This is a genomic window from Pseudomonas fluorescens (assembly GCF_005938625.1).
GTDB lineage: Bacteria > Pseudomonadota > Gammaproteobacteria > Pseudomonadales > Pseudomonadaceae > Aquipseudomonas > Aquipseudomonas fluorescens_BD.
Genome location: NZ_VCNJ01000022.1, coordinates 38,622 through 52,130 on the forward strand (window position 1 = coordinate 38,622; position 13,509 = coordinate 52,130).

Sequence of the window (13,509 nt, forward strand, 5' to 3'; positions counted from 1 at the left end):
GGTGCCCTTTGTAAGGGCGCCGCGTTCAAGGGAAGTAGCAAGGCAAGATTCAGACCATGGCGTTGCGCTATCACCTTGTCTAGATAATCCGGGCTTTGTGTAGGAGCTGTGATTCAGTTGGTTGGTTAGTTAGCTGGCTAAGGGGATGGCGCTGGCGCACCGAAAAATGGCACATTGACGCACCTGCCTGTGCGCACCCATCTGTTGTCCGGAAATTCTCATGGCTATCAGCAACGCTCAGACCGCCGCTGCCTCGGCGCCCGCTGCTCCGCAAAGCAGTCCATTGGTGATGCGCATTATCGGCGCGGTGGCGCTGGCGCATTTGATCAACGACTTGATCCAGTCGGTACTGCCGTCGATCTACCCGATGCTCAAGGCCAATTACGGCCTGACCTTTACTCAGGTCGGCCTGATCACCTTGACCTTTCAACTGACCGCGTCGCTGCTGCAGCCGTGGGTCGGTTATCACACTGATCGGCATCCAAAACCGTGGCTGTTGCCGGCCGGTTCGATCTGTACGCTGATTGGCATCGTGATGATGTCGATGGTCGGCAGTTTTCCCTTGATCCTGCTGGCTGCGGCGCTCATCGGTATCGGCTCCTCGACGTTTCACCCAGAAGCCTCGCGAATTGCACGGCTGGCTTCCGGCGGACGCTTTGGTCTGGCGCAGTCGACCTTTCAGGTCGGTGGTAACGCCGGTTCCGCGTTTGGCCCGTTGCTCGCGGCGGCGATCATCATTCCGTTCGGTCAGGCCAATGTGGCGTGGTTCGGCCTGTTCGCGGTGTTTGCGCTGTTCGTGCTGTACCGCATCAGTCGCTGGTACGCCCATCACTTGAACCTGTTCAAACTCAAGGCCGGCCAGGCGGCAACTCACGGGCTTTCGAAGGGCAGGGTGACCAGTGCGTTGGTGGTGCTGGGGCTGTTGGTGTTTTCGAAGTATTTCTACATGGCCAGCCTTACCAGCTATTTCACCTTCTACCTGATCGAGAAGTTCGACCTGTCGGTGGCGAGTTCGCAGCTGCACTTGTTCCTGTTCTTGGGCGCGGTGGCGGCGGGGACCTTCTTCGGCGGGCCGATTGGCGACAAGATCGGCCGTAAAGCGGTGATCTGGTTTTCGATCCTCGGTGTGGCGCCGTTTACGTTGCTGATGCCCCACGTTGACCTGTTCTGGACCACTGTCCTCAGCGTGGTGATCGGCTTTATTCTGGCCTCGGCGTTCTCGGCGATTGTGGTGTACGCGCAGGAACTGGTGCCGGGCAATGTCGGGATGATCGCCGGAATCTTCTTTGGTTTGATGTTTGGTTTTGGCGGGATTGGCGCGGCGCTGCTGGGGCATCTGGCGGATGTGCACGGGATTGAGTATGTGTATTTCCTCTGTTCGTTCCTGCCACTATTTGGCGTACTGGCGATTTTCCTGCCACGCACCAAAAAGGCCTGATTCCACACAATTTAAAATGTAGGAGTGAGCCTGCTCGCGATGGCGGTGTGTCAGTCAGCACATCCGTAGCTGATAGAACGCTATCGCGAGCAGGCTCACTCCTACAGGGGGAATGTGTTGGGCCATAAATTTCAGGCACAAAAAAGCCGCGTATCAAACGCGGCTTTTTCTTGGGCGTAACGCTTACACGTTGAAGCGGAAGTGCATCACGTCGCCGTCCTTGACGATGTAATCCTTGCCTTCCAGACGCCATTTACCGGCTTCTTTGGTACCGGCTTCGCCCTTGTACTGGATGAAGTCGTTGTAGGCGATTACTTCGGCGCGGATGAAGCCTTTCTCGAAGTCGGTGTGGATCACGCCAGCAGCTTGCGGCGCGGTAGCACCGACTTTGACGGTCCAGGCGCGGACTTCTTCGACACCGGCGGTGAAGTAGGTCTGCAGGTGCAGCATTTCGTAGCCGGCGCGGATCACGCGGTTCAGGCCAGGCTCTTCCAGACCCAGGGCCTCGAGGAACATGTCTTTCTCTTCGCCGTCATCGAGCTCGGCGATTTCCGCTTCGATCTTGTTGCAGACCGGAACGACCATCGCGCCTTCTTCTTCGGCAATGGCGCGAACCACGTCCAGGTGCGGGTTGTTCTCGAAACCGTCTTCGGCGACGTTGGCGATGTACATGACCGGTTTGGTGGTCAGCAGGTGGAAGCCCTTGATCACGGCTTTTTCGTCCGCGCTCATGTTCTTCATCAGGCTGCGTGCCGGCTTGGCTTCGGTGAAGTGCGCGATCAGTTGCTCAAGCAGAGCTTTCTGAACCACGGCGTCCTTGTCACCACCCTTGGCGTTACGCGCAACTTTCTGCAGTTGCTTCTCGCAGCTGTCGAGGTCGGCGAAGATCAGTTCCAGGTCGATGATTTCGATGTCGCGCTTCGGGTCGACGCTGTTGGAAACGTGGATCACGTTTTCGTCTTCGAAGCAGCGCACGACGTGAGCGATCGCATCGGTCTCGCGGATGTTGGCGAGGAATTTGTTGCCCAGGCCTTCACCTTTCGAGGCGCCGGCAACGAGGCCTGCGATGTCGACGAATTCCATGGTGGTCGGCAGGATGCGCTTCGGATTGACGATGGCCGCCAGGGCTTCCAGACGCGGATCGGGCATCGGCACGATGCCGCTGTTCGGCTCGATGGTGCAGAAGGGGAAGTTCTCGGCCGCGATACCGGATTTGGTCAGGGCGTTGAACAGGGTGGACTTGCCGACGTTAGGCAGGCCGACGATGCCGCAATTGAATCCCATGGTGTTTCCCCTCGGAGTAGAGTCAGGCCTTCTGGCTGTGCAGGTTTTTCATCGCGCGGTTCCATTCACCGGCGAGGATATCCGGCAGCACGCCGAGGGCAAAGTCGATGCTGGCATCGAGTTTTTCCTGTTCGGCGCGTGGCGCACGACCCAGGACGAAATTTGAAACCATACTGGCGACGCCCGGGTGGCCGATGCCAAGCCGCAGGCGGTAGAACGTATTCTGATTACCCAGTTGCGCAATGATGTCGCGCAACCCGTTGTGACCGCCATGGCCGCCGCCCTGCTTGAGCTTGGCAACGCCCGGAGGCAAGTCGAGTTCGTCATGCGCCACGAGGATTTCTTCAGGCTTGATGCGGAAGAAACCGGCGAGTGCCGCCACGGCCTGGCCGCTGCGGTTCATGTAGGTGGTGGGAATCAGCAGACGAACATCCTGACCCTGGTGCGAATAGCGCCCGGTCAGGCCGAAATATTTGCGATCGGCCACAAGATTCACATTCTGTGCGTGGGCGATGCGCTCAACAAAAAGGGCCCCTGCGTTATGCCGGGTCTGGTCGTATTCGGCGCCTGGATTTCCCAGGCCAACGATCAGTTTGATGGCAGTCACGATAGGGGCCCTTCCTTAGAGTGGTGGGTAACATCGCCGCGATCAGGCAAAGCGGCGAAAGTGGACGAAAAATGCTCATTTACCATGGATGTAAACTCCGCGTTCTCGCCCGCTTTCTCGCTACGTTCCAGTCCGCGATGTTACTTGCTCACTCAGGCATGACAGAGTGAATTACTCTGCTGCGCCTTCTTCAGCTTCTGGAGCAACGCGTGGAGCGTGTACGTTTGCAACAGCTTTGTCGTCACCGTGAGCCAGTGCAACGAACTCAACGCCTTTAGGGGCTTTGAGGTCGGACAGGTGGACGATTGCGCCGATTTCCAGAGCCGACAGGTCGACTTCGATGAACTCAGGCAGATCTTTCGGCAGGCAAGTTACTTCGATTTCGTTCAGGACGTGCGAGATCTCGCCGCCTTTCTTGATCGGAGCTTCTTCACCAACAAAGTGCACAGGCACGATAGCGGTCAGTTTCTGACCGGCTACGACGCGTACGAAGTCAGCGTGCATAACGTGACCCTTGGACGGGTGACGTTGCAGAGCTTTGATGATGACGTTCTGCTTTTTGCCGCCAACGTTCAGTTCGATAACGTGGCTGTAGGCAGCTTCGTTTTCGAGCAGTTTGGCAACTTCTTTGGCCAGCATGCTGATGGATTCAGGGGCTTTTTCGCCACCGTAAACTACAGCTGGAACCAGGCTAGCGATACGACGCAGGCGGCGGCTCGCACCTTTCCCCAGGTCGGAACGCACTTCAGCATTCAGAGTAAAATCGTTCATTTTGTATCTCCAAAATAGCCATGACCGGAGTGGCGTTTGCGACCAGCGCCAAACACGGTATGGGCAAAAAAGCCCCGCCCCGGCAGGAATGCCGGGGCGGGGCGCTTTTCGTCAACGAGACATTTCGCGAAGGGCAGGGCCCTTAACGGAACATCGCGCTGATCGATTCTTCATTGCTGATGCGGCGAACCGCTTCGGCAACAACCGGTGCGATATCCAGTTGACGGATACGTGCACAGGCTTGTGCTGCAGCGGACAGCGGGATGGTGTTGGTCACCACCAGCTCGTCCAGCACGGAATTTTCGATATTCTCGATGGCCCGACCCGACAACACAGGGTGTGTGCAGTAGGCAAAGACCTTGGCTGCGCCATGCTCTTTCAAGGCCTTGGCCGCGTGGCACAGAGTGCCGGCGGTATCGACCATGTCATCGACCAGAATGCAGGTACGCCCTTCGACATCACCGATGATATGCATCACTTCAGAGTGATTGGCTTTCTCACGGCGTTTGTCGATGATCCCGAGATCCACGCCCAGGGATTTGGCAACGGCACGTGCACGCACGACGCCACCAATGTCCGGGGAAACGATCATCAGGTTTTCGAAGCGCTGATCTTCAATGTCATCCACCAGAACCGGGGAGCCGTAGATGTTATCTACCGGAATATCGAAGAAACCCTGAATCTGGTCAGCATGCAGATCAACCGTGAGAACACGGTCGATGCCGACTACGGTAAGCATGTCAGCAACGACTTTCGCGCTGATAGCCACACGTGCGGAACGCGGACGGCGATCCTGACGGGCATAACCAAAATAAGGAATAACAGCAGTGATACGAGTAGCCGAGGAGCGGCGGAAGGCATCAGCCATCACTACCAGTTCCATCAGGTTATCGTTGGTCGGAGCGCAAGTCGGCTGAATAATGAAAACGTCTTTACCGCGAACGTTTTCATTGATCTCGGCAGTAATTTCGCCGTCGGAGAACTTACCGACAGAGATGTCACCGAGAGGGATATGCAGCTGACGTACGACACGCCGAGCCAGATCGGGGTTGGCGTTCCCCGTAAAGACCATCATCTTGGACACGCGCAGTACCTAGAGGCTGAGGGTAACCTGGATGAGTATAGAAAATGGCAGGGGCGGCTGGATTCGAACCAACGCATGGCAGGATCAAAACCTGCTGCCTTACCGCTTGGCGACGCCCCTGTATCTGTTGCATCAAGTGCCGAGCACCTGGTTCCTTTAGAGCAGACTTTGCAGCTTGCGGTGCAACATCGAAACGTTGCTGCCTTTTGCTACAAACCCTGTAAGGGTCTCTGTCAGAAGGGCCGAGACTTTATCAGCTTCAGCTTTGCTTGGGAAGCCCCCAAACACACAACTTCCAGTTCCGGTGAGTTTTGCTTCGGTAAATTTACCTAACAAATCCAATGCGTTACGTACTTCTGGATAACGCCTTGCAACCACCGGCAAGCAGTCATTTCGACTGTTTCCCTCGGGAACGGGGCGCACTTTAATGGGCGGCGTGTTACGTGTCAACAAAGGATCGGAAAAAATTTCTGCCGTACTAACAGAGACTTGCGGCACGAGCACCAGATACCACGGTTCTTCGGGATTCACCGGGGTGAGTTTCTCGCCCACGCCTTCGGCAAACGCCGCGTGACCACGGACGAAAACCGGTACGTCGGCGCCCAGCAACAAACCCAGTGCGGCCAGGCGATCTTCGTCCCAACCCAGCTGCCACAAATGATTCAGACCGAGCAAAGTCGTCGCCGCATTCGAGCTGCCGCCACCAATACCGCCGCCCATGGGCAGGACTTTATCAATCCAGATGTCGATGCCGAGCGAACAGCCGGACTGTTGCTGAAGCATTTTCGCCGCGCGCACGATCAGGTTGCTGTCATGCGGCACGCCGGCGAATTCGGCGTGCAGTTGAATCACGCCGTCATCACGCACGGCAAAAGTGATTTCATCGCCGTAGTCGACAAACTGAAACAGCGTCTGCAACTCGTGATAACCGTCTTCACGGCGCCCGAGAATGTGCAGCATCAAGTTGAGTTTGGCCGGCGAGGGCAGGGTCAGACGTGCAGCGGTCATCGGTTATTGCCCCAACTTGCGCGGTTGCCAGGTCTTGATTACCAGCGTCACGTCAAGGTCAGTGCCGTGCAGCTTGATGCGCTCGGGCAACCAGTAGCCGTTCTGTTCGGTGTAAGCGGTGTATTCGACTTTCCAGCCATCCTGTTCCAGGTTGGCCAGACGGCTGTCGGCGTCCAGATTCAGGCGACTTTTGCTATCAGGCGCTGGTAGGCCACGGACCCACCAGGCCAGATTCGACACCGGCAGTTTCCAGCCGAGCTGTTCTTCGAGCAGGGCTTCCGGGGACTGCGATTCGTAGCGCCCCTGATTGGCGACTTCCAGCGACACTTTGCCCGGACGCCCGGTCAGTCGCGCGGCACCACGACCCAGCGGGCCAGACAGGCGAATGTCGTAATAGTCCTGACGCTGCAGCCAGAACAGCGTGCCGCTACCAGAATCCTTTGGTGCACGGATGCCGATCTTGCCGTCGATCTGCCAGCCATCGAGGCCGCTCAGCTGTTGTTTGTTCGCGGCCCATTGAGCCGGGCTGCCGTGGCCCTCGACCGATTCGCGAGTGCCAAAACCCGAGCAACCGGCGAGCAGGGCGATGAAACTGAAAACAATAACGTGGCGCAAAAACATGAGTTAAAGAGTCTCGGATCCGGTCAGGCGCTTGATGGTGCTGCGCAGAATGGTGCTGTCGGGCTGATCCTTGAGGAATTTGCCCCAGATTTGTTTGGCTTCACGCTGGTTGCCCTTGGTCCACAACACTTCGCCCAGGTGCGCGGCGACTTCGTGATCCGGGAAACGCTCCAGCGCCTGACGCAGATATTTCTCTGCGTCATCCAGATTGCCCAGGCGGTAATTCACCCAGCCGAGGCTGTCGAGTACGGCCGGGTCTTCCGGGTTGATCTGGTGTGCCTGCTCGATCAGCGCTTTGGCTTCAGCGTAGCGCGTGGTGCGATCGGACAGGGTATAGCCCAAAGCGTTGAGCGCCATGGCGTTGTCCGGATCACGCTTGATGATCAGGCGCAGGTCTTTTTCCATCTGCGCCAGGTCATTGCGTTTTTCCGCGAGCATGGCCCGGGTATAGAGCAGATTCAGATCGTCCGGGTATTGCAGCAAGGCTTGCTGCAAGACTTTCCAGGCCTTGTCGTCCTGTTTATTGGCCGACAGGGTTTCCGATTCGATCAGGTATAGCTGAATCGCGTAGTCCGGTTGCTCGTCGCGTTGGGCGGCGAGTTTGCTCTGCGCTTCAGCGGTTTTACCGTTGTTCATCAGAATATCGGCCTGACGCAATTGCGCTGGCAGATAGTCGTTGCCCGGGCCGACCTGGGCGTACTCAATGAGCGCGCCTTGCGGGTCGTTGCGTTCTTCAGCGATGCGACCGAGGTTCAGGTGCGCCGAATCGACGTGGCTTTCGCGGGCGATCAAGTCTTCCAGATAACCCTTGGCCTCGTCCCAGGCTTTGGCTTCCAGGCAGACCAATGCCAGCGAGTAACGCAGCTCGTCGTCTTCAGGGTATTGCTGCACAAGGCTGGAGAACTCGGCTTTGGCGTCGTCCATGCGGTCCTGTTCGACCAGCATGCGCGCGTAAGTCAGGCGCAGGCGTTTGTCGTCCGGGTACTTCTTGATGCTTTTTTGCAGCAGTGGCAGTGCTTCGTCGCCACGGTTCAGCAATTGCAGCAGACGTGCGCGCAGCAGAATCGGCGCGATCTCGCCTTCTTCCGGCGGATGGTCTTCGAGCAATGCCAGTGCGGCTTTGTTGTCGCCGTCCTGTTGCAACAGCAGGGCTTTGCCGAAAATCAGCTGGCTGTTGTTCGGATGACGCTGCAACAAACGGTCAAAACTTTTCATCAGACCGTTGCGGGTTTCCTGATCGGTATCCGCTGCCGACAACGCGAGGAAGTCGAAATGGGTATCGCCCTTGCCTTGCAGGACCTTCTCCATATAGACCATCGAGTCGTCGTAACGCCCGGCGCGCGCCAGTTGCACGGCGGCGGCGCGTTGTGCTTCGAGGTCGTCCGGGGCGTTTTTCGCCCAGATCAGCGCGGTATCGAGGGCCGGTTGATCGGCGCCCAGATATTCGGCGATACGGAATGCGCGCTCGGAGACGCCCGGATCCTGCGTATTGATGGCCTGGGTCACGTAGTTATCCAGGGCAATGTCGAAACGATTGCGCTGGCCGGCGAGTTCGGCGCTCAACAGGCTGAAAACGGTTTCCTCGCTGAACGAGCTGTAAACCTTGGGCTTTTCAGGCGCGGGCGTGGTGTCTTCAACCGACGGCGTACCGTCCGGCGAAACGGGAGCCAAGGCCTGGCAGCCGCTGAGGAAGACAAAAGCGAGGAGCAACGCGGAAGATCTATTCATATAGGAAGAGGACGACTAACCTGCGGTCGGATCATCATGACACAAGCCTTCGGCCAAACATAACCGAGACTCAATTGTGCCCATTATAGGGGCTGACGATTGGGACAATAGTCAGCGGTAGTTGTTCTGAATCTTTCGAAGGTGGACAATTGCCGGCTTCACGTCACCATCAGCGACCTTGAATGGCCTTCCTTGCACTCGGTATCAACCACAAGACTGCTTCAGTAGACGTCCGCGAGCGCGTGGCTTTTACTCCTGAACAGCTGGTGGAGGCCTTGCAGCAGCTCTGCCGACTTACCGACAGCCGCGAAGCCGCGATCCTCTCCACCTGCAATCGCAGTGAGCTTTATATAGAACAGGATCAGCTTTCTGCCGATATCGTGCTGCGCTGGCTGGCCGACTATCACCATTTAAGCCTCGATGAGCTGCGCGCGAGTGCTTATGTGCATGAAGATGATGCGGCAGTTCGTCACATGATGCGCGTCGCCTCCGGGCTCGACTCGCTGGTGCTGGGCGAACCGCAAATTCTCGGCCAAATGAAATCGGCCTACGCCGTGGCCCGCGAGGCCGGCACCATCGGTCCGCTGTTGGGGCGATTGTTTCAAGCGACATTCAATGCGGCCAAGCAGGTGCGCACCGACACTGCGATCGGTGAAAACCCGGTGTCCGTGGCGTTTGCCGCCGTCAGCCTGGCGAAACAGATTTTCAGTGACTTGCAGCGCAGTCAGGCGCTGTTGATCGGTGCCGGCGAGACCATCACCCTGGTCGCCCGCCATTTGCACGAGCTGGGCGTCAAGCGCATCGTTGTTGCCAACCGCACGCTGGAGCGCGCCAGTTTGCTGGCCGAACAGTTCGGTGCTCACGCGGTGTTGCTGTCGGACATCCCGGCAGAGCTGGTACGCAGCGACATCGTCATCAGTTCGACCGCCAGTCAGTTGCCGATTCTCGGCAAGGGCGCGGTGGAAAGCGCTTTGAAGCTGCGCAAGCACAAACCGATCTTCATGGTCGACATCGCCGTTCCCCGGGATATCGAGCCGGAAGTCGGCGAGTTGGACGACGTTTACCTCTACAGCGTCGACGATCTCCACGAAGTGGTCGCCGAAAATCTCAAGAGCCGTCAGGGCGCAGCGCAAGCCGCTGAAGAGATGGTCTCGGTCGGCGCCGACGATTTCATGGTGCGCCTGCGCGAGCTGGCGGCAGTCGATGTGCTCAAGGCCTATCGTCAACAGAGCGAACGCCTGCGCGACGAGGAGCTGCAAAAAGCCCTGCGCTTGCTGGCCAACGGCGGCAACGCTGAAGACGTGCTCGGGCAACTGGCCCGTGGCCTGACCAATAAACTGTTGCACGCGCCTAGCGTGCAACTGAAAAAGCTTTCTGCCGAAGGCCGCCTCGATGCGCTGGCCATGGCCCAGGAACTCTTTGCCCTCGAGGGCTCACCGGATAGCTTTTCGGATAAAAAACCGCAATGAAAGCTTCACTGCTCAATAAGCTGGACATCCTCCAGGACCGTTTCGAGGAACTGACCGCGCTGCTCGGCGACGGCGAAGTCATTGCCGACCAGGCCAAATTCCGCGCTTATTCCAAGGAATACGCTGAACTCGAGCCGGTGGTTCAAGGCTATGAAAAGTTGCTCAGCGTACAAAGCGATCTTGAAGGCGCGCAGGCGCTGCTCAAGGACAGCGACCCGGACATGCGCGAAATGGCCGTGGAAGAAGTCCGCGAAGCCAAGGAATTGCTGATCACCCTGGAAGCCGATCTGCAACGCATGTTACTGCCCAAGGATCCCAACGACGGGCGCAACGTCTTCCTCGAAATTCGCGCCGGCACCGGTGGCGACGAGGCGGCGATCTTCTCCGGCGACCTGTTTCGCATGTACTCGCGTTACGCCGAGCGCCGTGGCTGGCGCGTGGAGATCCTTTCGGAGAACGAAGGCGAACACGGCGGCTATAAAGAAGTCATCGCGCGCATTGAAGGCGACAACGTTTACGGCAAGCTGAAATTCGAATCCGGCGCGCACCGCGTACAGCGCGTACCCGCCACCGAATCCCAGGGCCGTATCCACACCTCGGCCTGCACCGTAGCGGTGCTGCCCGAGCCGGACGAGCGCGAAGCCATCGAGATCAACCCGGCGGATTTGCGCGTCGACACGTTCCGTTCCTCCGGGGCCGGTGGTCAGCACGTTAACACCACCGATTCGGCGATCCGCATTACGCACATTCCAACCGGCACCGTCGTCGAGTGTCAGGAAGAACGTTCCCAGCACAAGAACCGTGCGCGGGCGATGGCTTGGCTGTCGGCGAAACTCAACGATCAGCAGACTGCAGCGGCGGCGAATGCGATCGCCAGCGAGCGTAAATTGCTGGTTGGCTCGGGCGACCGTTCCGAGCGGATTCGCACCTACAACTTTGCCCAGGGCCGCGTGACCGACCATCGTGTCAACCTGACCCTGTACTCGCTGGATGAAATCCTCGCCGGTGGCGTTGAAGCGGTGATCGAGCCGTTGCTGGCCGAATATCAGGCTGACCAACTTGCAGCGATAGGTGAATAAATGACCATCATCGCCAGCCTGTTGCGCGCCGCTGAATTGCCGGACTCGCCCACGGCGCGTCTTGACGCCGAGTTGCTCCTCGCCGCCGCGCTGGGAAAATCGCGCAGCTTTCTGCACACCTGGCCCGAGCGCATCGTGCCGAGTGAAGCAGCGCTGACCTTTGCCGAATACCTGCAACGCCGTCGTGGCGGCGAGCCGGTGGCCTACATTCTCGGGCAGCAGGGGTTCTGGAAACTCGATCTGGAAGTCGCACCGCACACGCTGATCCCGCGCCCGGACACTGAGTTGCTGGTGGAAGCGGCGCTGGAATTGCTGCCCGCGACCCCGGCCACAGTGCTCGACCTAGGCACCGGTAGCGGCGCGATCGCCTTGGCCTTGGCCAGCGAACGTCCGACGTGGAAAGTCACTGCGGTGGATCGCGTACTCGAAGCCGTAGCCTTGGCCGAACGCAATCGCCAGCGCCTGCATTTGAACAACGCCACGGTGTTGAGCAGCCACTGGTTCAGCGCCCTTGAAGGTCAGCGTTTCCAGTTGATCATCAGCAATCCGCCGTACATCGCTGCCGCCGATCCGCATCTGGTCGAAGGCGATGTGCGTTTCGAGCCGGCCAGTGCACTGGTCGCCGGTGAAGACGGACTCGACGATTTGCGTCTGATCGTCGCCCAGTCGCCGGAGCATCTGCAGGCTGGTGGCTGGCTGATGCTCGAGCACGGCTATGATCAAGCCGAAGCCGTGCGTGATCTGCTGCTGACCCGCGGTTTTGAAGAAGTCCACAGCCGCACCGATCTGGGCGGCCATCAACGCATCAGTCTGGGGCGCCTGCCGTGCTGAATGATCAGGAATTGCTGCGCTACAGCCGGCAGATTCTGCTGCAACACATCGACATCGACGGGCAACTGAAGCTCAAGGCCAGTCGCGTGCTGATCGTTGGTCTCGGCGGTCTCGGTGCGCCGGTTGCGCTGTATCTGGCAGCGGCCGGTGTCGGCGAATTGCATCTGGCGGATTTCGATACCGTCGACCTGACCAACCTGCAACGCCAGATCATTCATGACACCGACAGCGTCGGCATGAGCAAGGTCGACTCGGCGCTCAAGCGTCTGAGCGCGATCAATCCCGAGATTCAACTGATCGCCCATCGTCAGGCGCTGGACGAGGATTCTCTCGCGGCAGCCGTGGCGGCGGTGGATCTGGTGCTCGATTGCTCCGATAACTTTTCCACTCGCGAAGCGGTCAATGCTGCTTGTGTGGCGGCGTGCAAACCGTTGGTCAGCGGCGCGGCGATTCGGCTGGAAGGGCAGTTATCGGTGTTCGACCCGCGTCGTGCCGAGAGCCCGTGCTACCACTGTCTATACGGGCATGGCAGTGAAGCCGAACTGACCTGCAGCGAGGCCGGCGTGGTGGGTCCGCTGGTCGGTCTGGTCGGCAGCCTGCAAGCGCTCGAGGCCTTGAAAGTGCTGGTCGGTTTCGGCGAACCGCTGGTGGGTCGCTTGCTGTTGATCGATGCCTTGGGCTCGCGTTTCCGTGAGTTGCGGGTCAAGCGTGATCCGGGGTGCAGCGTCTGTGGCTCGCACCATGCGTGAAGCGCCGATCGGCGTGTTTGACTCCGGGGTCGGCGGCTTGTCGGTACTGGCGGAAATTCAGCGTTTGTTGCCCAATGAATCGCTGCTCTACGTTGCCGATTGCGGGCACATTCCCTACGGTGAGAAAACCCCGGAATTTATCCGTCAGCGTTGCAGCGTGATGGCCGGGTTTTTCCGCGAGCAAGGCGCCAAGGCGCTGGTGCTGGCCTGCAATACGGCCACCGTCGCCGGCGTTGCCGACTTGCGTCGTGATTTTCCCGACTGGCCAATAGTCGGCATGGAGCCAGCGGTCAAACCTGCCGCCGCCGCGACCCGCAGCGGTGTGGTCGGCGTGCTCGCCACCACCGGCACGTTGCAGAGCGCCAAGTTCGCTGCGTTGCTGGATCGCTTTGCCGCTGATGTACGCGTGATCACCCAGCCATGCCCCGGCCTCGTCGAGCTGATCGAAAGCGGCGATCTGCACAGCGCCGAGTTGCGCCAGTTGCTGCAAGGGTATGTCGAGCCACTGCTGGCCAGCGGTTGCGACACGATCATTCTGGGCTGCACCCACTATCCCTTTCTCAAGCCGATGCTCAAGTCGATGATCCCAGCGGACATCAGTCTGATCGATACCGGTGCTGCTGTAGCGCGGCAACTTCAGCGGCTTTTGGCGGAGCGCGACTTACTCGCTGCCGGCCCGAACCAGCCGGTCAGATTCTGGACCAGCGCTGATCCTGCCTACTTCAAAAACATCCTGCCGCTACTGGGCCAGAGTGCCGGCGAAGTGCAAAACTTCGACTTGTAAAAAAATTGTGAAATAACTAAATAATCAGCTGAACTTCTGAGCAGGCGCTAGCTTCT

13 protein-coding genes and 1 tRNA gene are annotated in these 13,509 nt (G+C 58.8%); 6 read left to right on the forward strand and 8 right to left on the reverse strand.

The window, feature by feature from the left end:
* Window positions 1–220 precede the first annotated feature (220 nt).
* A complete protein-coding gene (locus FGA82_RS14045) occupies window positions 221–1,438 on the forward strand; it encodes an MFS transporter (protein ID WP_141127534.1) in 1,218 nt (405 codons plus the stop codon).
* Between the two features lie 183 nt (window positions 1,439–1,621).
* On the opposite strand, the gene ychF is transcribed toward FGA82_RS14045, so the two are convergent.
* The 8 genes from ychF to FGA82_RS14085 form a co-directional block, all read right to left on the reverse strand.
* Window positions 1,622–2,722, reverse strand: a complete 1,101-nt coding sequence (ychF, locus tag FGA82_RS14050; RefSeq protein WP_007912904.1) for a redox-regulated ATPase YchF — start codon at window positions 2,720–2,722, stop codon at window positions 1,622–1,624.
* A gap of 22 nt (window positions 2,723–2,744) precedes the next feature.
* On the reverse strand, window positions 2,745–3,329 hold the full coding sequence (pth, locus tag FGA82_RS14055; RefSeq protein ID WP_008079560.1) for an aminoacyl-tRNA hydrolase: 585 nt from the start codon (window positions 3,327–3,329) through the stop codon (window positions 2,745–2,747).
* Between the two features lie 171 nt (window positions 3,330–3,500).
* Window positions 3,501–4,100, reverse strand: coding sequence for a 50S ribosomal protein L25/general stress protein Ctc (locus FGA82_RS14060; protein WP_038360906.1), 600 nt, complete (start codon window positions 4,098–4,100; stop codon window positions 3,501–3,503).
* Window positions 4,101–4,242: 142 nt separating this feature from the next.
* Window positions 4,243–5,184 carry a ribose-phosphate pyrophosphokinase gene (locus FGA82_RS14065; RefSeq protein WP_003171603.1) on the reverse strand — a complete coding sequence of 314 codons (942 nt, stop codon included), beginning with the start codon at window positions 5,182–5,184 and terminating at the stop codon, window positions 4,243–4,245.
* Between the two features lie 45 nt (window positions 5,185–5,229).
* Window positions 5,230–5,304: transfer RNA gene (locus FGA82_RS14070), tRNA-Gln, on the reverse strand.
* A gap of 36 nt (window positions 5,305–5,340) precedes the next feature.
* Complete coding sequence (gene ispE, locus FGA82_RS14075) at window positions 5,341–6,192, reverse strand: 4-(cytidine 5'-diphospho)-2-C-methyl-D-erythritol kinase (protein WP_141127535.1); 852 nt, start codon at window positions 6,190–6,192, stop codon at window positions 5,341–5,343.
* Window positions 6,193–6,195: 3 nt separating this feature from the next.
* On the reverse strand, window positions 6,196–6,813 hold the full coding sequence (gene lolB, locus FGA82_RS14080; RefSeq protein WP_141127536.1) for a lipoprotein insertase outer membrane protein LolB: 618 nt from the start codon (window positions 6,811–6,813) through the stop codon (window positions 6,196–6,198).
* Between the two features lie 3 nt (window positions 6,814–6,816).
* Window positions 6,817–8,541 carry a tetratricopeptide repeat protein gene (locus tag FGA82_RS14085; protein WP_007912892.1) on the reverse strand — a complete coding sequence of 575 codons (1,725 nt, stop codon included), beginning with the start codon at window positions 8,539–8,541 and terminating at the stop codon, window positions 6,817–6,819.
* Between the two features lie 182 nt (window positions 8,542–8,723).
* Here FGA82_RS14085 and hemA point away from each other — a divergent pair, with 182 nt between their 5' ends.
* Genes hemA through murI form a run of 5 tightly spaced genes read left to right on the forward strand, consistent with a single transcriptional unit; the run spans window position 8,724 to window position 13,453 of the window.
* Window positions 8,724–10,010 carry a glutamyl-tRNA reductase gene (hemA, locus tag FGA82_RS14090; RefSeq protein WP_007951716.1) on the forward strand — a complete coding sequence of 429 codons (1,287 nt, stop codon included), beginning with the start codon at window positions 8,724–8,726 and terminating at the stop codon, window positions 10,008–10,010.
* On the forward strand, window positions 10,007–11,089 hold the full coding sequence (gene prfA, locus FGA82_RS14095; RefSeq protein ID WP_141127537.1) for a peptide chain release factor 1: 1,083 nt from the start codon (window positions 10,007–10,009) through the stop codon (window positions 11,087–11,089). Before hemA ends, prfA begins: the two co-directional genes overlap by 4 nt.
* A complete protein-coding gene (gene prmC, locus FGA82_RS14100; protein WP_141127538.1) occupies window positions 11,090–11,920 on the forward strand; it encodes a peptide chain release factor N(5)-glutamine methyltransferase in 831 nt (276 codons plus the stop codon). It abuts the gene before it with no gap.
* On the forward strand, window positions 11,914–12,669 hold the full coding sequence (locus FGA82_RS14105; protein WP_141127539.1) for a molybdopterin-synthase adenylyltransferase MoeB: 756 nt from the start codon (window positions 11,914–11,916) through the stop codon (window positions 12,667–12,669). Before prmC ends, FGA82_RS14105 begins: the two co-directional genes overlap by 7 nt.
* On the forward strand, window positions 12,662–13,453 hold the full coding sequence (gene murI, locus FGA82_RS14110) for a glutamate racemase (RefSeq protein ID WP_141127589.1): 792 nt from the start codon (window positions 12,662–12,664) through the stop codon (window positions 13,451–13,453). Before FGA82_RS14105 ends, murI begins: the two co-directional genes overlap by 8 nt.
* Window positions 13,454–13,509 lie beyond the last annotated feature (56 nt).

What these genes read in the sequence shown, in the direction of transcription:
- hemA (WP_007951716.1), top strand. Translation starts at nt 8,724, where the DNA reads ATGGCCTTCCTTGCACTCGGTATCAACCACAAGACTGCTTCAGTAGAC.
- ispE (WP_141127535.1), bottom strand. Translation starts at nt 6,192, where the DNA reads ATGACCGCTGCACGTCTGACCCTGCCCTCGCCGGCCAAACTCAACTTG.
- FGA82_RS14060 (WP_038360906.1), bottom strand. Translation starts at nt 4,100, where the DNA reads ATGAACGATTTTACTCTGAATGCTGAAGTGCGTTCCGACCTGGGGAAA.
- prfA (WP_141127537.1), top strand. Translation starts at nt 10,007, where the DNA reads ATGAAAGCTTCACTGCTCAATAAGCTGGACATCCTCCAGGACCGTTTC.
- murI (WP_141127589.1), top strand. Translation starts at nt 12,662, where the DNA reads ATGCGTGAAGCGCCGATCGGCGTGTTTGACTCCGGGGTCGGCGGCTTG.
- FGA82_RS14085 (WP_007912892.1), bottom strand. Translation starts at nt 8,541, where the DNA reads ATGAATAGATCTTCCGCGTTGCTCCTCGCTTTTGTCTTCCTCAGCGGC.
- FGA82_RS14045 (WP_141127534.1), top strand. Translation starts at nt 221, where the DNA reads ATGGCTATCAGCAACGCTCAGACCGCCGCTGCCTCGGCGCCCGCTGCT.
- prmC (WP_141127538.1), top strand. Translation starts at nt 11,090, where the DNA reads ATGACCATCATCGCCAGCCTGTTGCGCGCCGCTGAATTGCCGGACTCG.
- ychF (WP_007912904.1), bottom strand. Translation starts at nt 2,722, where the DNA reads ATGGGATTCAATTGCGGCATCGTCGGCCTGCCTAACGTCGGCAAGTCC.
- lolB (WP_141127536.1), bottom strand. Translation starts at nt 6,813, where the DNA reads ATGTTTTTGCGCCACGTTATTGTTTTCAGTTTCATCGCCCTGCTCGCC.